21 protein-coding genes are annotated in these 22,005 nt (G+C 71.6%); 8 read left to right on the forward strand and 13 right to left on the reverse strand.

Annotated features, from left to right (window positions below; all coding sequences use genetic code 11):
- Positions 1-23: 23 nt before the first annotated feature.
- Together ACFZDE_RS13145 and ACFZDE_RS13150 are read right to left on the reverse strand one after the other, a co-directional pair.
- Complete coding sequence (locus ACFZDE_RS13145) at positions 24-623, reverse strand: DUF1003 domain-containing protein (protein ID WP_390993739.1); 600 nt, start codon at positions 621-623, stop codon at positions 24-26.
- Complete coding sequence (locus ACFZDE_RS13150) at positions 613-1,896, reverse strand: magnesium transporter MgtE N-terminal domain-containing protein (RefSeq protein ID WP_390993740.1); 1,284 nt, start codon at positions 1,894-1,896, stop codon at positions 613-615. The genes ACFZDE_RS13145 and ACFZDE_RS13150 overlap by 11 nt, the downstream gene beginning before the upstream one ends.
- Positions 1,897-2,121: 225 nt before the next feature.
- On the opposite strand from ACFZDE_RS13150, the gene ACFZDE_RS13155 reads away from it, so the two are divergent.
- The gene (locus tag ACFZDE_RS13155; RefSeq protein ID WP_391199811.1) at positions 2,122-2,877 is read left to right on the forward strand and encodes a hypothetical protein; all 756 of its coding nucleotides are present in this window, start codon (positions 2,122-2,124) and stop codon (positions 2,875-2,877) included.
- Between the two features lie 4 nt (positions 2,878-2,881).
- Here the strand turns inward: ACFZDE_RS13155 and ACFZDE_RS13160 are convergent, their stop codons facing one another.
- Together ACFZDE_RS13160 and ACFZDE_RS13165 are read right to left on the reverse strand one after the other, a co-directional pair.
- Positions 2,882-3,394 carry a hypothetical protein gene (locus ACFZDE_RS13160; RefSeq protein ID WP_391199813.1) on the reverse strand — a complete coding sequence of 171 codons (513 nt, stop codon included), beginning with the start codon at positions 3,392-3,394 and terminating at the stop codon, positions 2,882-2,884.
- A 23-nt stretch (positions 3,395-3,417) separates the two neighbouring features.
- The gene (locus ACFZDE_RS13165; RefSeq protein WP_391199815.1) at positions 3,418-4,536 is read right to left on the reverse strand and encodes a CorA family divalent cation transporter; all 1,119 of its coding nucleotides are present in this window, start codon (positions 4,534-4,536) and stop codon (positions 3,418-3,420) included.
- A 455-nt stretch (positions 4,537-4,991) separates the two neighbouring features.
- On the opposite strand from ACFZDE_RS13165, the gene ACFZDE_RS13170 reads away from it, so the two are divergent.
- A complete protein-coding gene (locus ACFZDE_RS13170) occupies positions 4,992-5,576 on the forward strand; it encodes a suppressor of fused domain protein (protein WP_391199817.1) in 585 nt (194 codons plus the stop codon).
- Between the two features lie 30 nt (positions 5,577-5,606).
- Here the strand turns inward: ACFZDE_RS13170 and ACFZDE_RS13175 are convergent, their stop codons facing one another.
- Complete coding sequence (locus ACFZDE_RS13175; RefSeq protein WP_391199819.1) at positions 5,607-6,830, reverse strand: MFS transporter; 1,224 nt, start codon at positions 6,828-6,830, stop codon at positions 5,607-5,609.
- A gap of 161 nt (positions 6,831-6,991) precedes the next feature.
- Here ACFZDE_RS13175 and ACFZDE_RS13180 point away from each other — a divergent pair, with 161 nt between their 5' ends.
- The 3 genes from ACFZDE_RS13180 to ACFZDE_RS13190 all read left to right on the forward strand — a co-directional run bounded on the left by ACFZDE_RS13180 (position 6,992) and on the right by ACFZDE_RS13190 (position 9,531).
- Entirely contained in the window at positions 6,992-7,633 is a 642-nt protein-coding gene (locus tag ACFZDE_RS13180) for a DUF6758 family protein (protein WP_381442208.1), read from the forward strand.
- Between the two features lie 208 nt (positions 7,634-7,841).
- A complete protein-coding gene (locus ACFZDE_RS13185; RefSeq protein WP_391199821.1) occupies positions 7,842-8,702 on the forward strand; it encodes a PHP domain-containing protein in 861 nt (286 codons plus the stop codon).
- A gap of 223 nt (positions 8,703-8,925) precedes the next feature.
- Positions 8,926-9,531 (forward strand): MarC family protein, encoded by a 606-nt coding sequence (locus ACFZDE_RS13190; protein WP_184908810.1) that lies wholly within the window; start codon positions 8,926-8,928, stop codon positions 9,529-9,531.
- Between the two features lie 24 nt (positions 9,532-9,555).
- Here ACFZDE_RS13190 and ACFZDE_RS13195 read toward each other — a convergent pair whose 3' ends face one another.
- Together ACFZDE_RS13195 and ACFZDE_RS13200 are read right to left on the reverse strand one after the other, a co-directional pair.
- A complete protein-coding gene (locus tag ACFZDE_RS13195; RefSeq protein WP_391199823.1) occupies positions 9,556-11,727 on the reverse strand; it encodes a trypsin-like peptidase domain-containing protein in 2,172 nt (723 codons plus the stop codon).
- A gap of 152 nt (positions 11,728-11,879) precedes the next feature.
- Positions 11,880-12,032: a hypothetical protein gene (locus ACFZDE_RS13200; protein ID WP_355769920.1), complete on the reverse strand. Its 153-nt coding sequence runs from the start codon at positions 12,030-12,032 to the stop codon at positions 11,880-11,882.
- A 227-nt stretch (positions 12,033-12,259) separates the two neighbouring features.
- Between ACFZDE_RS13200 and ACFZDE_RS13205 the strand changes: the two genes are divergently transcribed.
- Positions 12,260-13,153 carry an NYN domain-containing protein gene (locus ACFZDE_RS13205; protein ID WP_390993747.1) on the forward strand — a complete coding sequence of 298 codons (894 nt, stop codon included), beginning with the start codon at positions 12,260-12,262 and terminating at the stop codon, positions 13,151-13,153.
- On the opposite strand, the gene ACFZDE_RS13210 is transcribed toward ACFZDE_RS13205, so the two are convergent.
- Both ACFZDE_RS13210 and ACFZDE_RS13215 read right to left on the reverse strand, forming a co-directional pair.
- Positions 13,150-14,052, reverse strand: coding sequence for an alpha/beta fold hydrolase (locus tag ACFZDE_RS13210; RefSeq protein ID WP_391199825.1), 903 nt, complete (start codon positions 14,050-14,052; stop codon positions 13,150-13,152). The two genes, ACFZDE_RS13205 and ACFZDE_RS13210, sit on opposite strands and share 4 nt — an antisense overlap.
- A gap of 269 nt (positions 14,053-14,321) precedes the next feature.
- Positions 14,322-17,111 (reverse strand): DEAD/DEAH box helicase, encoded by a 2,790-nt coding sequence (locus tag ACFZDE_RS13215; protein WP_391199827.1) that lies wholly within the window; start codon positions 17,109-17,111, stop codon positions 14,322-14,324.
- A 475-nt stretch (positions 17,112-17,586) separates the two neighbouring features.
- Between ACFZDE_RS13215 and ACFZDE_RS13220 the strand changes: the two genes are divergently transcribed.
- Positions 17,587-18,336 carry a ferritin-like fold-containing protein gene (locus ACFZDE_RS13220; RefSeq protein WP_381465860.1) on the forward strand — a complete coding sequence of 250 codons (750 nt, stop codon included), beginning with the start codon at positions 17,587-17,589 and terminating at the stop codon, positions 18,334-18,336.
- 53 nt (positions 18,337-18,389) lie between these two features.
- Here the strand turns inward: ACFZDE_RS13220 and ACFZDE_RS13225 are convergent, their stop codons facing one another.
- The 4 genes from ACFZDE_RS13225 to ACFZDE_RS13240 all read right to left on the reverse strand — a co-directional run bounded on the left by ACFZDE_RS13225 (position 18,390) and on the right by ACFZDE_RS13240 (position 20,538).
- A complete protein-coding gene (locus ACFZDE_RS13225) occupies positions 18,390-18,659 on the reverse strand; it encodes a hypothetical protein (protein ID WP_185014108.1) in 270 nt (89 codons plus the stop codon).
- A 421-nt stretch (positions 18,660-19,080) separates the two neighbouring features.
- The gene (locus tag ACFZDE_RS13230) at positions 19,081-19,308 is read right to left on the reverse strand and encodes a DUF3107 domain-containing protein (protein ID WP_030854792.1); all 228 of its coding nucleotides are present in this window, start codon (positions 19,306-19,308) and stop codon (positions 19,081-19,083) included.
- Positions 19,309-19,458: 150 nt separating this feature from the next.
- Positions 19,459-20,106 carry a TetR/AcrR family transcriptional regulator gene (locus ACFZDE_RS13235; protein ID WP_184559960.1) on the reverse strand — a complete coding sequence of 216 codons (648 nt, stop codon included), beginning with the start codon at positions 20,104-20,106 and terminating at the stop codon, positions 19,459-19,461.
- 207 nt (positions 20,107-20,313) lie between these two features.
- On the reverse strand, positions 20,314-20,538 hold the full coding sequence (locus tag ACFZDE_RS13240) for a hypothetical protein (RefSeq protein WP_390993751.1): 225 nt from the start codon (positions 20,536-20,538) through the stop codon (positions 20,314-20,316).
- Between the two features lie 280 nt (positions 20,539-20,818).
- Here ACFZDE_RS13240 and ACFZDE_RS13245 point away from each other — a divergent pair, with 280 nt between their 5' ends.
- The gene (locus ACFZDE_RS13245) at positions 20,819-21,883 is read left to right on the forward strand and encodes an alpha/beta fold hydrolase (protein ID WP_390993752.1); all 1,065 of its coding nucleotides are present in this window, start codon (positions 20,819-20,821) and stop codon (positions 21,881-21,883) included.
- Positions 21,884-22,005 lie beyond the last annotated feature (122 nt).

Raw genomic sequence — 22,005 nt, forward strand, 5'->3', positions numbered from 1 at the left:
GTACCGGTGCCTAGGAAAGCGTCTCAGCGGTCGTCTGCGTCACGTCCCCGTGACCGTTCCGCCGGGAATACGACGGGGTCGTGACGGTGGCCGTTGTGCCGTTCCTCCAGTTCCTTGATCGTGTCCTGCAACTCCGAGCGGATCCAGTCGCGGGTGGCGACCTCGCCCAGGCCGATGCGCAGGGCGGCGATCTCGCGGGTCAGGTACTCGGTGTCCGCGATCGACCGCTCGTTCTGCTTGCGGTCCTGCTCCAGGTTGACCCGGTCGCGGTCGTCCTGCCGGTTCTGCGCGAGCAGGATCAGCGGGGCGGCGTAGGAGGCCTGGAGGGAGAGCATCAGGGTCAGGAAGATGAACGGGTACTCGTCGAAGCGCAGGACCGCCGGCGCGAAGACGTTCCACACCACCCACAGGATGATCACGACCGTCATCCAGACGATGAACCGGCCGGTGCCCAGGAAGCGGGCGATGCGCTCCGACAGCCGCCCGAAGGCCTCCGGGTCGTACTCGGGCAGGAACCGGCGCCGGGGCGGCAGCGGCTGGTCGAGGCGGGTGGTGCGGGGCCGCGAGGCGGCCGTGGCGCCCGCCAGGGTGCGCTCGCGCACGCTCTCGCGCTCAGGAGCCATCGGTGGCCACCTCCTCGTCCAGGTGGAACTCCGTCTCGCGCCAGTCCTCCGGCAGCATGTGGTCGAGCACGTCGTCCACCGTCACCGCGCCCAGCAGCGAACCGGCCTCGTCGACGACGGGCGCCGCGACCATGTCGTACGTGGCGAAGAACCCGGCGACGGCCGGCAGCTCCGCCTCGGGGTCGAGCGGCTGGAGGTCGCTGTCCAGGATGGAGCTGACCAGGGACGGTGGTGGCTCGCGCAGCAGGCGCTGGAAGTGGACCGTGCCCAGGTACTTGCCGGTCGGTGTCTCGTCGGGGGGCCGGCAGACGTAGACCTGGGCGGCCAGGGCGGGGGAGAGGTCGGCGTTGCGGACGCGGGCCAGGGCGTCGGCGACCGTGGCGTCCGGGCGCAGCACGATCGGCTCGGTGGTCATCAGACCTCCCGCCGTGCGGTCCTCGTACGACATCAGGCGGCGCATGTCGGCCGCGTCGCCCGGCTGCATCAGGCTCAGCAGCCGCTCCTGCTCGTCCGTCGGCAGCTCGCCCAGCAGGTCGGCCGCGTCGTCCGGGTCCATGGCCTCCAGGACGTCGGCGGCGCGCTCCTGCTTCAGCTTGCCGAGGATCTCGATCTGGTCGTCCTCCGGCAGCTCCTCCAGGACGTCGGCGAGCCGGTCGTCGTCGAGGGCGGCGGCGACCTCGGCCCGGCGCTTGGAGGAGAGGTGGTGCAGGACGTTGGCCAGGTCGGCGGGGCGCAGCTGCTCGAAGGTGGCGAGCAAGTTCTCGGCACCCTGCCCCTGCTCCTCCAGCGAGAAGCCGGTGACGGCGGTCCACTCGACGGTCAGCGCCTCGCCCTTGGCGCGCCGGAAGGCACCGCCCTTCCTGCCCTTGCGGACGAAGACCCGGTCGATCTCCCACTCCCGGCGGGCCGGCAGCTGATGCACCGACAGGTCCAGGACGGTGACCTCCTCGCCGGTCTCGGTGAGCGTCACCCGCCGGTCCAGCAGCTCCCCGAAGACCAGCCGCTCGGTGGGCCGCTGCTCGAAGCGCCGCACGTTGAGCACGCCGGTGGTGATGATCTGGCCGGACTGGATGGCGGTGACCCGGGTCATCGGCAGGAAGATGCGGCGGCGGGTGGCGAGTTCGACGACGAGGCCGAGCAGCCTCGGGGGCCGCTGCCCCACCCGCAGCATGACGACCAGATCGCGCACCCGCCCCACCTGGTCACCGGCTGGGTCGAAGACGGCGACACCTTGGAGGTGCGATACGAAGATCCGGGGGGCGCCCGCTGCCATGGCCGCGGCTCCTTTTCGTGCGGGGTGGTTCGTGGTGGCTGTGTGGGTGGCTTTCCTTGTGCCTGTCTCTTCCGAATTGCCCGCTCGGGTGGGCTTCAGGCTAGCCCGTCCCGATCGGTGACGCGTCGGCGGGCGGTCCGGACGGACTGGCTCCGATCTGCCCGTACGACCCCGGTACCCTGCGGTACGCCGTTCAGGTCTCCCGTCAGAGAGGCAGCCCCACCTGTGACTCCGATTCGCCAGAACCGTGGCCGCGGTGCCGCACTCGCGAGCGCGATGTGCGCGCTGCTCGTGTCGGGAACGGTGCTCACCGGCTGCGCGGAGGATCCGAACGAGGGCACCAACGGGGTCGGCAGACTGCCCGCCGCCAAGATCCAGGGCAAGACCCGGTCGGCCGCCGAGTCCGCCGGGGCGGTCCGGATGCACGGCAACGTCGTCAGCGGCGGGCGGACCTACGCGCTCGACGTGCGGCTGAAGGACGACGGCGGCGACGGTTCGGTCACCTCCGAGGGCGCGACCTTCAAGCTGCTGCGCATCGGCGAGCAGCTCTACGTCAAGGCGGACGCCGAGTTCTGGGCTCACGGCGACGGCAAGGGCGACGGCGGCAAGGGGGACGCGGCGGCGGCCTCCAAGCTCGGCGGCAAGTACGTGAAGGTGCCGCAGGGCGACCCCTCGTACAAGAAGTTCAGCGGTTTCACGGACAAGGGTCTCCTCCTCGACAGTCTGCTGACCCTGCACGGGACGCTCGCGACGGACGGCCACGACGAGGAGGCGGGCGTCCGCACCATCCGCGTCACCGGTGACAAGGGCTCCGGCGGCACCCTGGAGGTCTCCCTGGAGGGCAAGCCGTATCCGCTGCGCCTGGAGCGGGCCGGTGGGGCGGGCACGCTCACGTTCTCCGCCTGGGGCGAGGACTTCTCCCTGAGGAAGCCGGAGCGCAACGAGACGGTGGACTACGGCAAGCAGCTGCCGGCGTCGTAGCCCGTCAGGCCCGTTTGCGCTTCTTCAGCAGCAGGCGGGGCAGACCCGCCGGGGCCGGCCGGCGGGTGAGCGCCGGGGACGGCAGGGGCGGCTCGGACAGGGAGCCGTCGGGCAGCGGCGCCGTCGCCCCGGTCGGCTCCAGGCGCAGCACCCGGCACTCGCGGGCCCAGCGCCCGGGCATGGCCTCGCCGTCGGGCGCGTTCAGCCGTTTGCCCTTGAGCTCGGCGACCGTCGCGTCCCACGCCTCGGAGCCCGGCGTGAGCTCGGTGACCCGCGCCGTCCAGGTGACCAGCCGGCCGCCCTTGTCCTTGCTGCGGACCATCACCCTCGCCTCGGAGCCGTCGGCGAGGCCCGGCAGCGGCTGCTCGCCCGGCCCGTCGCCGACCAGGCACGCGGCACCCTCGTGCCACTCGTGCCACAGTGCACGCGCCGGGCCGTCGGGGCCCTGGACCCAGACGAGGCCGGACTTCTTCGTGGCCTCCTCGACGAGGGCCGTATCGAGCAGCTCGCTTGTCATGGGCACCAGCCTATCCAGGCCGCTCACAGCCAGCCGTTGCGCTTCAGGGTGCGGTGGATGCCCAGACAGACGGCCACCGTGAAGCCCAGGATCACCGGGTAGCCGTACCGCCAGTGCAGCTCGGGCATGTGGTCGAAGTTCATGCCGTACACCCCGCACACCATCGTCGGCACGGCGATGATCGCGGCCCAGGAGGTGATCTTCCGCATGTCCTCGTTCTGGGCGACGGACGCCTGCGCGAGGTTGGCCTGGAGGATGGAGTTGAGCAGCTCGTCGAAGCCGAGCACCTGTTCCTGGACGCGGGCCAGATGGTCGGCGACGTCCCGGAAGTACTTCTGGATGTCCGGGTCGATCAGCCGCATCGGCCGCTCGCTCAGCAGCTGCATGGGCCGCAGCAGGGGCGACACGGCCCGCTTGAACTCCAGCACCTCGCGCTTGAGTTGGTAGATCCGGCCGGCGTCCGAACCGCGCGGCGAGCCCTTGCGCCCCGGGGAGAACACCTCGGTCTCCACCTCGTCGATGTCGTCCTGCACCGCGTCGGCGACGGCGATGTACCCGTCGACGACATGGTCCGCGATGGCGTGCAGCACGGCCGAGGGGCCCTTGGCGAGCAGCTCGGGGTCGTCCTGGAGGCGGTGCCGCAGGGCCCGCAGAGAGCCTTGCCCGCCGTGCCGGACGGTGATGAAGAAGTCCCGTCCGGTGAAGCACATGACCTCGCCGGACTCGACGACCTGGCTGTTGGCGTCGAGCTGGTCGTGCTCGACGTAGTGGATGGTCTTGAAGACCGTGAAGAGGGAGTCGTCGTAGCGCTCCAGCTTGGGCCGCTGGTGGGCCTGGACGGCGTCCTCCACGGCCAGCGGGTGCAGCCCGAACTCACTGGCGATGCCGGAGAATTCGGCCTCCGTCGGCTCGTGCAGACCGATCCACACGAACCCCCCGTCGCGGCGAACCAGGCGCACCGCCTCGTGCGGGGTCAGCGCGGTCTCGGTCTCGATGCGGCGGCCGTCCCGGTAGACGGCGCAGTCGACGACGGCCGAGGCGGCCGCGGGGCTGCGAGTGGCGTCGTACGTCCCGCCGTCCTTGCGCAGCGACACACAGGACGGACGGACGACTGCTGCGCGCAGGTCGCGGATCATCGACATGGCGGGCTCCTTCGCGGGCGTGCAACGAACGGCGCCGGCGACGGGTGGAACCACCCGGAATGAGGACGTAGTGACCACGGATGTTTGGCACGTCCACAAAGCGGGGAGCACCGCACCGTCGCGGTGGCCGGCTTCGTTACTGATTCAGCTACTGAGGCAGATCAGGCAAAGCGAAACGAAGCGCTCTTCCGCGGTGAAGCGAGTGCGAGAGGTGGCAGCCAGAGACAGAAGCAGCTACATCGGCGGCGCGAAGAGCGTGGTGCTACTGCACGGTCGACTTCGATCCATTGCAGCCCCACCTCCTCCGGCCGGTCCCTCGTAAGGGAGTTCCTTCGGCGTCGGGGCTTGATCGCGACGCTTCTGCGTGCTGCCCCGAACCACCGGGCAAGAGTAGCAGCCGACACAACTGTCAAGGTGCTGCTTTGCCCGCTACTGGCGAGTTCTATGCTCGCCGCATGGCAGATGTTCTTCCTCTGGTCGAAGCCCGGTTGCGTACCGCGCTGGGCGAACCGGACGCGCGCGCGGCGGTCACCTTCCTCGGCACGGACCGCATCGAGGTGCTGCGCTTCCAGGAGGGCGGCATCGCCCGTTACGCCTCGCTCGGCATGTCCGTGCACCCCATGACGGACCCCACCGCGGTCGTCGCCGACCCGGTCAAGGGGCCGCGCGCCGAGCTGGTCCTGTCGGTCCGCTCCGGGGTCGCCGCCACCGACAAGGTGCTCCGGCCGCTCGCCGTGCTCGCCGCGTCTCCGCAGGTGGAGGGGTTGGTCGTGGCGCCCGGCGCCTCGCTCGACGTCGGTGAGCCGCTGTGGCCCGGCGCCCCGTTCACCTCGGTCCTGGTCGCCGAGCCGGGCGGCCTGGTGGAGGACCTGGAGCTCGACGAGCCGCTGGACCCCGTGCGCTTCCTGCCGCTGCTGCCGATGACCCCGAACGAGGCCGCCTGGAAGCGGGTGCACGGCGCGCAGGCGCTTCAGGAGCGGTGGCTGAACCAGGGGACGGACCTGCGGGATCCGTCCCGCAAGTCCGTCCCGCTGGAGTGAGGAAGCTCACCAAATCCCAGTCGCGGCACGTCAGTTGGCGAAGACCGCGACACCGTCCTCGGTCGCGTGCTTCGGCTCCAGCTCCTCGGCCCGGTGTGTGAGCGCCGTGCGCCGTACGACGACCACGGCCGCGCCGGCGACGGCGGTGACGGCCGCCACCACGAACGGGATGTGGACGTCGGTCCACTCCTCGATCTTCGGCGCGAAGAACGGAGCGGCCGCCGCCGCGAACCAGCGCACGAAGTTGTAGCCCGCGCTCGCCACCGGCCGGGGCGCGTCCGAGACGCCGAGGGCCAGCTCGGTGTACACGGTGTTGTTCACGCCGATGAACGCGCCGGACAGGATCGTGCAGACGACGGCGGTCGGGTGGGAGCCGTAGCCGAGCACGAGTACGTCGGCCGCGAGCAGCACCAGCGAACCGCCGAGCACCTTCAGCGAACCGAACCGCTTCTGGAGCCGGGGCGCCACGATCACCGAGAAGACGGCCAGCAGCACGCCCCAGGCGAAGAACACCGCACCCGAGTTGTACGGGCTCATGTCCAGCACGAACGGCGTGAAGGCCAGCACGGTGAAGAACGTGTAGTTGTAGAAGAACGCCGAGACCGCCGCGGAGGCGAGACCGCCGTGGCCGAGGGCCTTGAGCGGGTCCAGCAGTGAGGTCTTGCGGGCGGGCCTGGGCTGCTCCTTCAGGAACACCGTGATGCACAGGAAGCCGACGGCCATCAGGAACGCCGTGCCGAAGAACGGGTAGCGCCAGCTGGCGTCGCCGAGCAGGGCGCCCAGCAGCGGGCCGCAGGCCATGCCGAGGCCGAGGGCCGACTCGTACAGCAGGATCGCCGCCGCACTGCCGCCGGCCGCCGCGCCGACGATGACCGCGAGGGCCGTCGAGACGAACAGCGCGTTGCCGAGCCCCCATCCGGCCCGGAAGCCCACCAGTTCGCCGACGGATCCGGAGGTGCCCGCGAGGCCGGCGAACACCACGACGAACGCGAGGCCGAGCAGCAGCGTCTTCTTCCCGCCGATCCGGCTGGAGACGAACCCGGTGACCAGCATCGCGACGGCGGTGATGAGGAAGTACGAGGTGAAGAGCAGGGAGACCTGGCTCGCCGTGGCGTTCAGGCCCTGGGCGATGGACGGCAGGATCGGATCGACCAGCCCGATTCCCATGAAGGCGACGACCGATGCCCCGGCAGTGGCCCACACGGACCTGGGCTGCTTCAGGAGGCCGCCCGCCCCGGCGTCGAAGGGGTCCATTGCGTGCTCCCTTCCCTCAGACGTAGTTAGTTGGCATATACACACACTAAGTTAGTCGAGCTAATTAATGCAAGCTACATCTAGTCCGGGTGGTGAAGGGTTCCGTCCGGATGGGTGATCGTCCTTGACGCGGCGCGGCAGGGGTAGGACCGTGGGGCCCTATGAGGGGCGAACCCAGTTGCCCGAAGTGCGGTGGCCGGGTCAGGGCTCCCGGCCTCTTCTCCGACTCCTGGCAGTGCGATGTGCACGGCACCGTTCATCCGGTGCAGCCGGTGATACCGCCCAGCGTCGATGCCCTCAACGTCGTGGTGCACCGCACCCAGGTGCCGCTGTGGATGCCATGGCCGTTGCCGGTGGGATGGCTGTTCACGGGAGTGGCCTGTGCGGGGGACGACCGCACGGGCGGCCGTGCCACCGCCGTCGCCTGCACGGGACCCGGGCCACTCGGCGGCATGGGCGAGCTGATCCTGGTGGCCGAGGAGCTCGGGGTCGGGCTCGGCGCCCGCTACGCCGGCATGGACGGCCCCGACCCGGGACCGCACATGAACGTCGAGAAGCCACCCCAGGCCAAGGTGCTGGCCGCCGGGCGCCCCACGCCGCTGTGGCACGTGGCCGGAGCGCCGGGCGACCGGGCGGTGTTCGCCGGGGAGGCGCTCGGGATGTGGCTGTGGGCCGTGGTGTGGCCCGAGCAGTCCGGGCTGCTGATGTACGACGAACTGGTGCTGGCGGATCTCCGGGAGGCGGGGGCGGAGGTGGAGCTGGTGCCCTGCGGGGCGTTGTCGCCGCGCTTGCTTCAGCCTTAGCGCCCAGGGGTGCGGGGGTGTTGGCGGCTGCCGGCTGGTTGCGGTTGTTCGCGCCCCCGCGGCGGAGCCGCATGATGACACCGCCCCGCGCCCCTTCGGGGTGCTTGATGTAGGGGGCGTCTGCCGGGTTCAGGTGTGACAGGGGTCGTTGAAAATCCGGTTATCCTTGAGCGGTCCTGTTCCTGCCGTCGCGTCTGGAGTCCGAGTCGTGCGCATCGATCTGCACACCCACTCCACCGCTTCCGACGGCACTGACTCGCCCGCCGAGCTGGTGCGCAAAGCAGCCGTGACCGGGCTCGACGTCGTCGCACTCACCGATCACGACACCACCCGCGGGCATGCCGAGGCGATCGCCGCGCTGCCCGAGGGTGTCACGCTGATCACCGGGGCCGAGCTCTCCTGCCGGACCGACGGGATCAGCATGCACATGCTGGCCTACCTCTTCGACGCCGAGGAGCCGGCGCTGCTCGCCGAGCGGGAGCTGGTCCGCGACGACCGGGTGCCGCGCGCCCAGGGGATGATCGCCAAGCTCCAGGAGCTGGGCGTGCCGGTGACGTGGGAGCAGGTGGCGCGGATCGCCGGTGAGGGGTCCGTCGGACGCCCGCACGTGGCGAGCGCGCTCGTCGAGCTGGGTGTCGTGCCCACCGTGAACGACGCGTTCACACAGGACTGGCTCGCCGACGGGGGCCGGGTCTTCGTGGAGAAGCACGAGACCGACCCCTTCGAAGCGATCCGGCTGATCAAGGGCGCCGGCGGGGTCGCGGTGTTCGCGCACCCCGGCGCGAGCAAGCGCGGGCTCACGGTGCCGGAGGCCACCATCGCCGAGATGGCCGCGGCCGGGCTGGACGGCCTTGAGGTCGACCACATGGACCACGACGCGGACACCAGGGCGCGGCTGAGGGGCCTGGCCAAGGAGCTGGGGCTCCTGGTGACCGGGTCGTCGGACTACCACGGCAGCCGCAAGACGTGCGTGCTCGGGGAGTACACGACCGATCCCGAGGTGTACGGGGAGATCACCCGGCGGGCCTTCGGGGCGTTTCCCGTGCCGGGGGCCGGCGGGGCGCACTGAGCTTGTCCCGTCTCCCGTAACGGGGGCCGGCGGCTCGCCGAGTATCTCTCCAGTCCCGAAGGGGACCGGCGGGGCTCGCTGAGTTCCTGTCGTCCGGATCCCCTTTCAGGCACCCGGTGTCACCGGTCGTGCCCCTCCGTTCCGCCCCGCGGAACGCCTGCCCACAGCGGTCGTGGCTCGCTGCTGCCCACCGCGCTTCTCAGCAATCCCGCAAGGCTCACTCATGTTCGACCTCGCCGTCTTCGGCTCCCTGTTCCTGACCCTCTTCGTGATCATGGATCCCCCCGGGATCACGCCGATCTTCCTCGCGCTCACCGCCGGCCGCCCCGGCAAGGTGCAGAAGCGGATGGCCTTCCAGGCCGTCTGTGTCGCCGGCGGTGTGATCACCGTGTTCGGGCTCCTCGGGCACCAGATCCTCGACTACCTGCACGTGTCCGTGCCCGCGCTGATGATCGCGGGTGGTCTGCTGCTCCTGCTGATCGCGCTGGACCTGCTCACCGGGAAGACCGACGAGCCGAAGCAGACCAAGGACGTCAACGTCGCCCTCGTGCCGCTGGGCATGCCGCTGCTGGCCGGGCCCGGCGCGATCGTGTCGGTGATCCTCGCGGTGCAGAAGGCCCACAGCGTCGCCACGCAGGTGTCCGTGTGGGCCGCGATCCTCGCCATCCACGTCGTGCTGTGGATGGTGATGCGCTACTCACTGGTGATCATCCGGATCATCAAGGACGGCGGTGTGGTCCTGGTGACGCGCCTCGCCGGCATGATGCTCTCCGCGATCGCCGTGCAGCAGATCATCAACGGCGTCACTCAGGTGATCCAGGGGAGCTGACGCATCTGGGTTCCCGAGGTGTTCTCAGGCCCTCAGGACGCCGCGGATCTCCTGGGCCGCCTTGGGGTGGCCCAGGTACTCGTCGATGTTGTGGGCGCGGTCGCGGCCGTTGGAGACGGCCAGTTGGGTGAGCTTCCCCCACCGTTCGTCCTCCAGGGGGCAGCCGATGGCGACCGCGTCGGTGGGGCACCAGACGTTCACCCAGTCACGCACCCGGGGCGGCTGGTGCGGGCCGCGGGTGAGGAGACGTTCGTTGACGCCGTCCAGGCCGAGCGGGCTGCCCGCGGTGACCAGCAGGACGGGGTCGACGGCGGCCGGGAGACGGGTCAGGAGGTCCATGCCCACGACCGTCCCCAGGCTGTGCGTGACCAGCACCAGCTCACCGCTGGTCGGCATCGTCTCCATGACGCTGTCCAGCACCGCCTGCCGCACGGCGTCGTCACCGAGGTACAGGTCGACGTCCCGCAGGAACGTGGCGATGGTCCACTCGTCCAGGTCGGAACGGGCGGCCAGCCAGCTCAGCGGCCGGTGCAGTACCCCGACCAGGCCCGAGCCGAAGCCCTCGGTGGTCGCCGGACCGTTCTGGGGCATGCCGGCCCGGGCCGCGGCCTCGTACAGCAGCTGCTCGTAGGCGCCCGTCGGTGACTCCGCGGCGAACACCTCGGCGGCAGCGGCGGCGCTCACGCGGTCCAGGCCGATGGGCTCCGCCGTGCTCTCCCTGCCGGTCACGAGGTCGTGCAGTCGCGTGCCGTAGAACGGGAACCAGATGTCCTCCGGGTCGAGCGTGGGCAGGGACGCGAGGGTGAGCCCGCGGTTCAGGCCGGCCGTCCAGGACAGGCGGAGATCGTCGGGGCACTTCTCCTGCTGGTCCCGGCCGTGCAGGAAGACCAGGTGCCGGTGGCCGCCGAAGGCGGTGTCGCGGGCCCGGAGCCCGACCCTGGGCCGCTGGGCCCCGGACTCGCTCTCGGTCATGGGGACCGTCACCGGCACCCCGGGGACCGGCGGGGTGGTGACGCCCGGTACCGCGTTCGTGGGTGCGGTCGGGGTCCCGGCAGCCGTCGCCTGCTCGGGCCGGGTCCCGGGGGCCGTCGCAGGAGCGGGCCGGGTCACCGGGGCCGTCGCAGGGGCAGGCGGGGCGGTGGCCATGGTCATGGTCTGGTCCAGACCCGCGTCCGGCCCCATCTCGGCCAGCAGGGCGCGCCGGGCCGGCTCGAGGTCCAGGCCGGCCAGGTGCTTCAGGATCGAGCTGATCCGCACGCCCTCGTTGGCGACCCAGTCGATGGCGTCGTCGCCGTCGCCCTGCTGCCACGGCCGGCCGTCCTTGCGCAGGACGCGGCCCTGGGCGTCCTTCTTCGGCACGCCGCTGTGGTGGAGCGCCACGACCTCCCACTGGTCGTTGAAGACGGGGGAGCCGGAGTTCCCCGGCTCGGTGTCGGTCTTGTAGTGGACGAAGTCGTCCAGGCGGACCAGCACCGCGTTGTCACGCAGCGCGATCTCCTTCAGCCGCCCCGAGGGATGGCCGATGATGTTCACCTTCTCGCCGAGCACCAGCTTGCCGATCTGCACGCTCAGCCGGTTCCAGCCGAAGACCTCGCCCGGGGCGAGGCCGTCCTGGGTGGGCCGCACCGCGACCAGGGCGAAGTCGAGCCGCCGGTCGGCGGCGAAGAACGTCCCGGGGTCGAGCTCCATCCGGACGACCGTGTCGGGCAGGTTGTCGGCCGTGATCTGGGCGTTGAACTCGGCGAAGCAGCCGCGGGCGAAGGTCTCGTCGGGCAGGACGTGATGGTTGGTCATCAGCAGTCGCGGCGACACCAGGAAGCCGGTGCCGTGCGGCAGCTCCCGGCCGCCGCGCCGCAGCGTGATCCTGGCGACGGTGGCCCCGGCCCTGACCCCGCGCGGCAGGAAGCTCCAGGCCTGGAGCTCGTTGGACAGGTCGATGATCCGCTCGTTGGCGGCCGGCAGATCCATGGCCTCGCGGTGGATGTCCGCCTTCACCGCGGAGGGCGAAAGGCCGCCCCGGTCGAGGATCCGGTCCGCGCGCACGGCCAGCGCGTCCGGGGAGTCCGGGAACCGCTCGCCCGCCGCGAGACGGTCCTCCACCCGCTCGCGCTCCTCGGCCGAGTCCTCGTAGCGCCGCGCGGCCTCGTCGGCGGCCCGCTGGTGCAGCTCCTTGTGCGACCGGTCCGTCACCGACATGCTCCACCGTCCTGTTTCTGGGTTCGCGCGTCCCGTTGGGGTGCGCGCCGTGCCCCCTCAGTCAGTACGCCCCCGGCCGGCACCGCCCGCAACAGCAAGCCCCCGCACGGCCGATGCCGGGCGGGGGCTGCGAAGTGTGGGAGAGCTGCGCGTTATGAGGCCGTGGTCGCGGCCGGGCGGATCCAGAGGCGCTGCCCTATGGCGGCCGCCTGCTGAACGATGCGATTGACGGAGGCGGCGTCCACAACGGTCGAGTCCACGGGCGTGCCGTCGACGTCGTCGAGTCGCATGATTTCGAAGCGCAAGGGCTTCTCCCTTCGTCTGGTCATCCTCCTGAGGAGAACTACTTGGGTGTGCGGCCCACCAGGCCCGTGCCCGGTGTTCCGTATGGGTCAACGGGGATGCGGGGGTCAAACATTCCCTACGCTAAGGAAATTTTTCGAACGGCTAATTACTGAGTCGTAAGAGTGTTGTTACGGGACCGACGGGGACCGGTTGTGTTCGCAGCGTGACCGCCGGGACAATGGGGGCGATGAACGACGACCTCGCGGCCCTCCACACCCGCATCGACCGCACCAACGAGCTGCTCCAGCGCATGCTCGCCGAGGTGGCGAAGACGCCCTCGACCCACGCGATCTTCGTCGATGCCGGGTATCTCTACGCGGCCGCGGGACGCCTCGTCGCCGGTACGGAGGACCGCCGCGCCTTCGACCTGGACGCCGAGGGCCTGATCGACGCGCTCATCGACCGGGCCCGCACGATCTTCGCGGACAGCAGGCTGCTGCGCGTCTACTGGTACGACGGTGCCCGGCGCCGCATCCACACGGCCGAGCAGCAGACCATCGCGGAACTGCCGGACGTCAAGGTCCGCCTCGGCAACCTCAACGCCAACAACCAGCAGAAGGGCGTCGACTCACTCATCCGCTCCGACCTGGAATCCCTCGCCCGGCACCGCGCCATCAGCGACGCGGCCCTGCTCGGCGGCGACGAGGACCTGGTCTCGGCGGTCGAGGCGGCCCAGGGGTACGGCGCCCGGGTCCACCTGTGGGGCATCGAGGCACCGGAGGGCCGCAACCAGGCCGAGCCCCTGCTGTGGGAGGTCGACAGCCAGCGCACCCTCGACCTCGACTTCTTCAAGCCGTACGTCTCCCGCCGCACCGCCCCCGGCTACGAGACGACCGTGAACCGGCCCACCCGCGAGGACGTGCGGTTCGTCGGCGCGCAGATCGCGGCGAAATGGCTGGCGGCACGCGGCCGGGACACGCTGGTGGAGCTGCTGCCCGGTCACCCGTACCTGCCCGGCTCGGTGGACCAGGAACTGCTCGTGGAGGCGGAGGGGCTTCTGCAGTACTCGCTGCGGGGGCAGGCGGACCTACGACGGGCACTGCGGGACGGCTTCTGGGATCACCTGCGGACGCAGTACTAGGCCGTTCCGGAAGCAGACGGGCACCGGCCCGGCCCGACGCCGTCCCAGAAGTCGGCGAGGGCGTGGGCCGTCGGGAGCGGCTGGTCGGCGTTGGGTGAGTGCTCGGCTCCGGTGATGACCGTGCGGTGCGCGTCCAGCCGCAGGGCCATGTCGTCCAGGATCGCCACCGGCCAGGTGTCGTCGTGCGCGCCCGACAGCACGTGGATCGGCAGCGGGATCGCGGCGAGCTCGGCGACGCGGTCCGGCTCGGTGCACAACTGACGCCCGGTCGCCAGGAGTTGGGCCGGACTGTGGCGCAGCCAGCGGCTGCGCAACTGGTCCTGGTCGCCGAGGCCGCGAGCGGGCCCGCCGACCTCCTCCGGCGGCCCCATGGCCTGGATGGCCTCCCACACCTCCGCCATCGACATGACGGCGAGCGCGTCCCGCAGCAGCTTCACGCGCTGCTGCTGGGAGACGGAGATCTCCGCCGGGCCGGACGAGACCAGGGTGAACGAGACGAACGGGGCGTGGTCGAGCAGCACGGCCGCACGGGCGATCTGCCCGCCGAGCGAATGCCCCACGAGGTGTACGGGCCCGCCCAGTGCCTCGGCCTGCGCGAGCACGTCCCGCGCGAGCTCCCGCTGGGCGTAGACGGACTCATCCTCCAGGGGCCCGTCCGACTCGTGCTGGCCCCGCCCGTCCACGGCGACGACCCGGTACCCCCGACGCGCGAGTGGCTCGTGGAGCAGCCTGAAGTCCTCCTTGCTGCCGGTGAACCCGGGCAACATCAGCACAACTCCCCGCACCACACCCGCCTCCGGCGACGCGGAGGAGTCGACGACGGCGAACTCACCGCGTGCGGTGCGCAGGGGGTAGGCGCGGGCGCCCGGGGGCGGGGGGAAGGGGGAGTGGCTGGTCACGGGGCGAGGGTAGCGGGTCGGCAGCGGGTGGGCTGGGTGGTGGGGTGGCGCTGGTGCTGTGGGCGGAGTTGGGGAGTGGCTTCGTGCGCGGGGTGGAGATCGGCAGGGGGCCGGTGCCCTACCCGGGCGGGTCGGGCCGGGCCTTGTGACCCGGGTGGGGATCGGTGGGGCCGGTGCTGTGAGCTGCGTCGGGTCCTGTGTGCCCCGGGAGAACGCCGACGGCCCGGCTCCCTGTGAGGGGGCCGGGCCGTCGTGGAGGGGTGGGTGGGTCAGCCGTCCGTGGGCTCCGCGGTGGCGGTCGCCTTGCGGGTGCGGCGGGCCCTGGGCTTCGCCTCCGCCGCATCCTCCGAAGCGGCGGCCGTGTCGGCGCTCGCCTCGGCCTTCGCGGCCGCCTTGCGCGTACGGCGCGGCTTGGCGGCGGCTTCCGGCTCCTGATCCGCCTGTGCGGGGATCTCGGCGACGGCCGGAGCGGCTTCGGCGGCCTTGCGGGTGCGGCGGCGCGGCTTGGCCTCCGTGCCCTCGGCCGTGTCGACGGCGGCCTCCGCCGAAGCGGCGGCCTTCCACGTACGGCGCGGCTTGGCCTCGGCGGCCTCCGCGTCCACGGCAGTGGCGGCCGTCTTGCGCGTACGGCGCGGCTTGGCCTCCACGGTCTCCGCGTCCGGGGCGACGGCGGCGGTCTTCCGCGTGCGCCGCGGCTTGGCCTCGGCGGTCTCCGGCTCCTGAACCGTCTGGGCCGGGATCTCGGCGACGGCCGGAGCGGCTTCGGCGGCCTTGCGGGTGCGGCGGCGCGGCTTGGCCTCCGTGCCCTCGGCCGTGTCGACCGCGGCCTCCGCCGGAGCGGCGGCCTTACGGGTACGGCGCGGCTTGGCCTCCGCGGCCTCGACGGCCACGGCCTCGCCCGCGGTCTCGGCGCTCTCCGCGGCCTTGCGCGTACGGCGGCGCGGCTTGGCCTCGGTGGCCTCCGCCGTGTCCACCGCGGTCTCGGCCGGTGCCGTCGCCTTACGCGTACGCCTGGGCTTCGCCTCGGTCACCTCGGCCGTCTCGGCGGCGGTGTCCTCCACCACGGCAGCCGCCTTGCGGGTGCGACGCGGCTTGGCCTCGGTCGCCTCGGCCGTGTCGGCGCTCGCCTCGGCCTTCGCGGCCGTCTTGCGGGTGCGGCGCGGCTTCGTCTCCGCGGGCTCCGGCGTGGACTCGGTGGTCCCCTCGGCCGTGTCGACCGCCGCCTCGGCAGCGGACGCAGCGGACGCCGCGGTCTTGCGGGTGCGGCGGCGCGGCGTGGCGGCGGCTGCCTCGGGCAGCGCCGTCTCCGCGGCGGCCGGGGTCTCGGCGACGATCGCCGGTTCCACCGTCGTCGGCGTCACGGCGGACGCCGACGCCTCGGTCTGCGCCGCGGGCGTCACCGCGGCCTCGGTCGCCACCGCCGGCGTCTCCGCCGACCGGCGGGTGCGGCGACGACGCGGCTTCGCGGCCGTCTCGACGACGTCCGCGGCCGTGCCCTCCGCCGTGGCGACGGCGGTCTCCGCCTGCTCCGCCTGCTCCGCCTGCTCCGACACGGGGGACTCGACCACCGCGACCTGAGCCTGCTCGGACTGCGCCCCACCACGGGTGCGGCGACGGCGACGCGGAGTGCGCGGACCGGTCACGGCGTCCGCCTCGGCGGCGCCACCGGGGCCCGTGCTGCCCGGCGCGGTGCTGCCGGTGCTGCCGGTGGGCTCGGGCGCACCGTCGACCGCGGCACCGCCACGGGTACGGCGGCGACGACGCGGCGTACGCGACGACCGGTCGCGCTCGCTCGAACGGGACTCGTCCCGGTCGCCGCGGCCACCCCGGCCACCCCGGTCGCCACGCCCGCGCGGTCCGCGACCGCCCGGCTCGCCCAGGTCTTCCAGCTGCTCCGCGTCCAGCCCGGCGCGCGTGCGCTCCGAGCGCGGCAGAACACCCTTCGTGCCCTCGGGGATGCCGAGGTCGGAGTAGAGGTGCGGGGAGGTGGAGTACGTCTCCGGCGGGTCGTTGAAGTCCAGCTCCAGCGCCTTGTTGATCAGCTGCCAGCGCGGGATGTCGTCCCAGTCGACCAGCGTGATCGCCGTACCCTTCGCGCCCGCGCGGCCCGTACGGCCGATGCGGTGCAGGTACGTCTTCTCCTCCTCCGGCGACTGGTAGTTGATGACGTGCGTCACGCCCTCGACGTCGATGCCGCGGGCGGCGACGTCGGTGCAGACGAGCACGTCCACCTTGCCGTTGCGGAAGGCGCGCAGCGCCTGCTCGCGGGCGCCCTGGCCGAGGTCGCCGTGGACCGCGCCGGAGGCGAACCCGCGCTGCTTCAGCTGGTCCGCGAGATCGGCCGCCGTGCGCTTGGTGCGGCAGAAGACCATGGCAAGACCCCGGCCCTCGGCCTGGAGGATGCGCGCGACCATCTCGGGCTTGTCCATGTTGTGCGCGCGGTAGATGTACTGCTTGGTGTTCGCGACCGTCGCGCCCGCGTCGTCCGGCGACGTGGCGCTGATGTGCGTGGGCTGCGACATGTAGCGGCGGGCCAGGCCGATGACCGCACCCGGCATGGTCGCCGAGAACAGCATGGTCTGACGCCGCACCGGAAGCATGTTGATGATCTTCTCGACGTCGGGCAGGAAGCCCAGGTCGAGCATCTCGTCGGCCTCGTCGAGGACCAGCGACTTGACGTGCTTCAGGTTGAGCTTCTTCTGCCCGGCGAGGTCGAGGAGCCGGCCCGGGGTGCCGACGACCACGTCGACGCCCTTCTTCAGGGCCTCGACCTGAGGCTCGTAGGCCCGGCCGCCGTAGATGGCGAGGACGCGGACGTTGCGCACCTTGCCCGCGGTCAGCAGGTCGTTGGTGACCTGCGTGCACAGCTCGCGCGTGGGGACGACGACGAGCGCCTGCGGGGCCTCGGTGAGGTCCTCGGGCTCGGCGCGCCCGGCCTCGACGTCGGCGGGGACGGTGACGCGCTCAAGGAGCGGGAGACCGAAGCCCAGCGTCTTGCCGGTGCCGGTCTTGGCCTGGCCGATGACGTCCTTGCCCGACAGGGCAACGGGGAGCGTCATCTCCTGGATGGGGAAGGGGGTGATGATGCCGACGGCCTCAAGGGCCTCGGCGGTCTCGGGGAGGATTCCGAGCTCTCGGAACGTAGTCAGGGTGCTGCCTCTTCTGTGTGGGCGGCGCGAGGCGAGCGCGGGGTCGTGTCAGACCGTGCCGGGGACGTCGGCTGCCTACGGGCGGGCCGTAGAGCACGGGACCGCGCCGACGCTCTAGCGCTCGTGCCGCTGAGGGTGTCCCCCTCCGGGTCTCGTACGCACAGTGGCGGACGGCCGGGGAGGGCTGTCGGGTCGGAGCCGATCGGGCCACCGACCGGGCATCCTCATACGTGCGGCCTGTCGAGGTACGTCGACGTACCAGCAGGCGCATTACCACCATACCCCGGATTCGCGCACATGCGATGGCCGATTCGGTCACGTAGTCGTCGTCACAGTGATTGACCAGGGCCTTACGCCTCCTGGCGGGCGGGCTATTGTGCGCTTCATGACGAGCTCTGACAAGCCTGAGAACGCCTCGGACACCGCCGCCGCCGAACCCACCTCGGTCGCCGCCCAGGACTGGGCGACGGCCTCCGCCGACCCGCAGTACCGCGCCGCCGTCGTGGATCTGCTCGGCGCGCTCGCGTACGGGGAGCTGGCGGCGTTCGAGCGGCTCGCGGAGGACGCCAAGCTGGCGCCGACGCTGGCGGACAAGGCGGAGCTGGCGAAGATGGCCTCGGCGGAGTTCCACCACTTCGAGAGGCTGCGCGACCGGCTCGCCGAGATCGGGGAGGAGCCGACGCGGGCGATGGAGCCGTTCGTCGCCGCGTACGACGGGTTCCACAAGCAGACCGCCCCCTCGGACTGGCTGGAGGGACTGGTCAAGGCCTACGTCGGTGACTCCATCGCCAGCGACTTCTACCGCGAGGTCGCCGCCCGGCTGGACTCCGACTCCCGCGATCTGGTGCTGGCCGTGCTCGACGACACGGGGCACGGCGGCTTCGCCGTCGAGAAGGTGCGGGCCGCGATCGACGCCGATCCGCGCGTCGGCGGGCGGCTCGCGCTGTGGGCGCGGCGGCTGATGGGCGAGGCCCTGTCGCAGTCCCAGCGGGTGGTCGCCGACCGGGACGCGCTGTCGACCATGCTGGTGGGCGGGGTGGCGGACGGCTTCGACCTCGCCGAGGTCGGCAAGATGTTCTCGCGGATCACCGAGGCCCACACCAAGCGGATGGCCGCTCTGGGCCTGGCCGCCTGACGCCGGAAAGGCCCGTCGGCGGCGTCGTCAGCGCCGCCACCATCGGCGACTCGTCACGCGGTCGCCGATCGGCGGCGCAGTCTTCCCGCGGGGCGCAGCAGCAGCGACAGCGAGGCGACGGAGACGATGGCCGCGCCGAGCAGGACGAGCAGCACATGCCCCGCGTCGAGCGCGCTGTGCATGACGAAGGCCCCGAAGAGGGCACCGGCGACCCCGGTCGACAGGACCATGGGGCGGGCCGGGAGACGGTGCGGCAGGCGTTGGGTCGCCGCCCACGCCAGAGCGAGGCCGAGGATCGCGGAACTCAGCGCTTCCAGGAGCATGTCGGGGTCCCTCCCACATGGCCGGCCTGCCCAAATCGGTCGTAGCCCGTCTTACCCCTGACCTGCGGAATCCAATCCACCCCTGTGGGCGACTTGTGCTCCATCCGTGGAGAAACCGGTGCGCCGGAAGGGGAATCCGAGGGCTACGCGGGAGGGGTGTCCGGGAGAGCGCGGCGCAAACGGGGTCGTGGTGCGAACGGGGCAGCCTGCCTCCCACACAGGGGTGGCACGCGAAGCGGCGCACCCGAACAGGCCGCGGTGCGCGAACCGGGCCGGGTACGCGAACAGGCCGCGGTGCGCGAATCGGGTCGGGTATGCGAACAGGCCGCGGTGCGCGAACCGGCCCGAGTATGCGAACCGGGCCGGGTACGCGAACGGGGCGGGTCGGCCGAAGCCGTCCCGCCCCGCTTCACGCATGCGCCTACAGCGCGCCGAAGCCCACCTTGCGCGGGGCCGGCTCACCGATCTCGACGTACGCGAGACGGTCGGCCGGGACGAGGAGCTTGCGGCCGTGCTCGTCCACGAGGCTCAGCAGCTGCGACTTGCCGGCCAGCGCCTCGGCGACCACGCGCTCGACCTCCTCGGCAGTCTGACCGCTCTCCAGAACGATCTCGCGGGGCGCGTGCTGCACGCCGATCTTGACCTCCACGGCTATGTCCCTCCGACGGTCAGTGATGTGCGCGACCTTCCGCGCCGTACGCAGCACACATTAGCCCGGTGAGGGGACGTACATGCTCCGCCCGAGAACGCCACGAGCGAACATCGGGCGGGAACAAAGTGCCGTCGGTGGTGAACGGCGTCAGTGGTGCGGCTGGTCCATGCCGTGCAGCGGGAAGCCCGCGATGCCGCGCCACGCCAGCGAGGTGAGCAGCTGCACGGCCTGGTCGCGCGGCACACTGCGGTCGCTGTGCAGCCAGGACCGCGCCACCACCTGGGCGAGGCCGCCCATGCCCGAGGCGAGCAGCATCGACTCCGCGCGCGACAGGCCGGTGTCCTCGGCGATGACATCGCAGATCGCCTCCGCGCACTCGTTCGTGACCTTGTCGACGCGCTCGCGCACGGCGGGCTCGTTCGTCAGATCCGACTCGAAGACCAGGCGGAACGCGCCGCCGTCGTCCTCGACGTAGGCGAAGTAGGCGTCCATGGTCGCCCGGACGCGCTGCTTGTTGTCGGTGGTCGACGCGAGCGCGTTCCGTACGGCCTGGATGAGCGACTCGCAGTGCTGGTCCAGCAGCGCGAGGTAGAGGTCGAGCTTGCCCGGGAAGTGCTGGTAGAGCACCGGCTTGCTGACGCCCGCGCGCTCCGCGATGTCGTCCATCGCGGCCGCGTGGTAGCCCTGGGCCACGAAAACCTCCTGGGCGGCGCCCAGGAGCTGGTTGCGTCGGGCACGGCGCGGCAGGCGTGTGCCCCGCGGGCGAACCGCCTCTGTCTGCTCGATGGCTGTCACGCCGCCTCCCATAGTCGTCCACGTGCGGATCTGGCCGCGTCGCCATCGTACTTTTCGGTAACCGTGGTGTGCGCGGTGAGAGCGCAGAATTTCACGGACCGGACGGTTACGAAAGCGGTTGCGAAAGTTTCAAACAGGGGCAGAGCGGGCAAAATGCTGCCTCTTTCCCTTGTGATGGAGCTGTTTGTCGCCCGTCGGCGGCGAAACTCACCGGTAGTCGTCCTCGTCGAGCGAGACGATCCGGGCCTGCTCCACCAGATCGGCCTCGTTGGCACGGTCCGGGTCGACGCCGGTCAGCGGGTCGTCGCGGTCCGGCGCGAGATCCGCCTGCTGCTCGGCCGCGTCGACCTCGGGGGCCTCGACGTCGAATTCCTGCTCCTCGGGCGCGTCCTCGACCTCGAACGTCTCCGGGTCGCTGGGGTCTACGGCCATGCTGGGCTCCCTTCCTACGAACGTCCCTGGGAATGCAGGGGCCACACGCGGGTGCCCTCCCTATGAGCCTAGGAGACACCCGGTCCGGACGCTATGCGATCCGCGTCCACGACGTGACACAGCGCTCATCCCGTTCACTGCTACCCACGCGGCTACCCACGCGGCTACCCACGCGTGCCCCGGGTGCCTCCCTTTCCGGTGCCTCAACGAGCCGATTCCTGTGACGGCGAACACAGGCGAACACATGAGTCACTGCGTGATCGTCTCGTAACATTGCCGCATGTCTTCGACCGAGCTGCCCTTCGTGCCGCCCGCCAACGTGCTGCCGAAGGTGGGGACCGTCCGGGTCGCGGAGGGCGAGCGCCTGCGGTCGGTCGAGCTGCCCGGAGTCACCCTGACGGTCCGGTCGAGACCACCCGCGCGCGAGGATCTGCCACCCGCGCTGTACGTGCACGGGCTGGGCGGTTCCTCGCAGAACTGGTCGGCGCTGATGGCGCTGCTGGACGGTGACGTCGACGGCGAGGCCGTCGACCTGCCGGGCTTCGGCGACTCCCCGCCACCGGACGACGGCAACTACTCCGTCACGGGGCACGCGCGCGCGGTCATCCGTTTCCTCGACGCCCGCGGCCGCGGTCCCGTGCACCTGTTCGGGAACTCGCTCGGCGGCGCCGTCACCACCCGTGTCGCCGCGGTTCGGCCCGATCTGGTCCGTACGCTCACCCTTGTGTCGCCCGCTCTGCCGGAACTCCGAGTGCAGCGCACCGCCGTGCCCACGGGGCTGCTGGCGGTGCCGGGTGTCGCGCCGCTCTTCACGCGGCTCACCCGGGAGTGGACGGCGGAGCAGCGGGTTCGCGGCGTGATGGCGCTGTGTTACGGGGATCCCGGGCGGGTGACGCCGGAAGGATTCCGCAACGCCGTGCAGGAGATGGAGCGGCGGCTGCGGCTGCCGTACTTCTGGGACGCGATGGCGCGCTCCGCGCGCGGGATCGTCAACGCCTACACGCTGGGTGGCCAGCAGGGGCTGTGGCGCCAGGCCGAACGAGTTCTCGCGCCGACCCTCCTCGTCTACGGCGGCCGTGACCAGCTCGTCGGCTACCGCATGGCCCAGAAAGCGGCCCGGGCCTTCCGTGACTCCCGGCTGGTGACGTTGCCCGATGCCGGTCATGTGGCGATGATGGAGTACCCGGAGACCGTGGCCATGGCATTTCGCGAACTCCTCGAAGATGCGGGAGAGTTGGGCGCGCAGCGAGCAAGGCGGGCGCGGCGGTCCGACCGGGCCGAGCCGGCGGGGGCAGGGGTCGACGCCGTCGACAGAGCAGGCACCGACGAGAGCATGGGGGGCTGAGGCGCGACGTGGGACGCCACAGCCGCCGCGGGCCGGTCGCCAAGGGCGACAGCGCGGACACCACAGCAGTACGAGGCGGCCGGGCCGGGTCCGCGCAGGGGCAGAGGCCGGGCCAGGGCCAG

The sequence above is a fragment of the Streptomyces sp. NPDC007929 genome (assembly GCF_042959065.1).
In the GTDB taxonomy this organism is placed as follows: domain Bacteria; phylum Actinomycetota; class Actinomycetes; order Streptomycetales; family Streptomycetaceae; genus Streptomyces.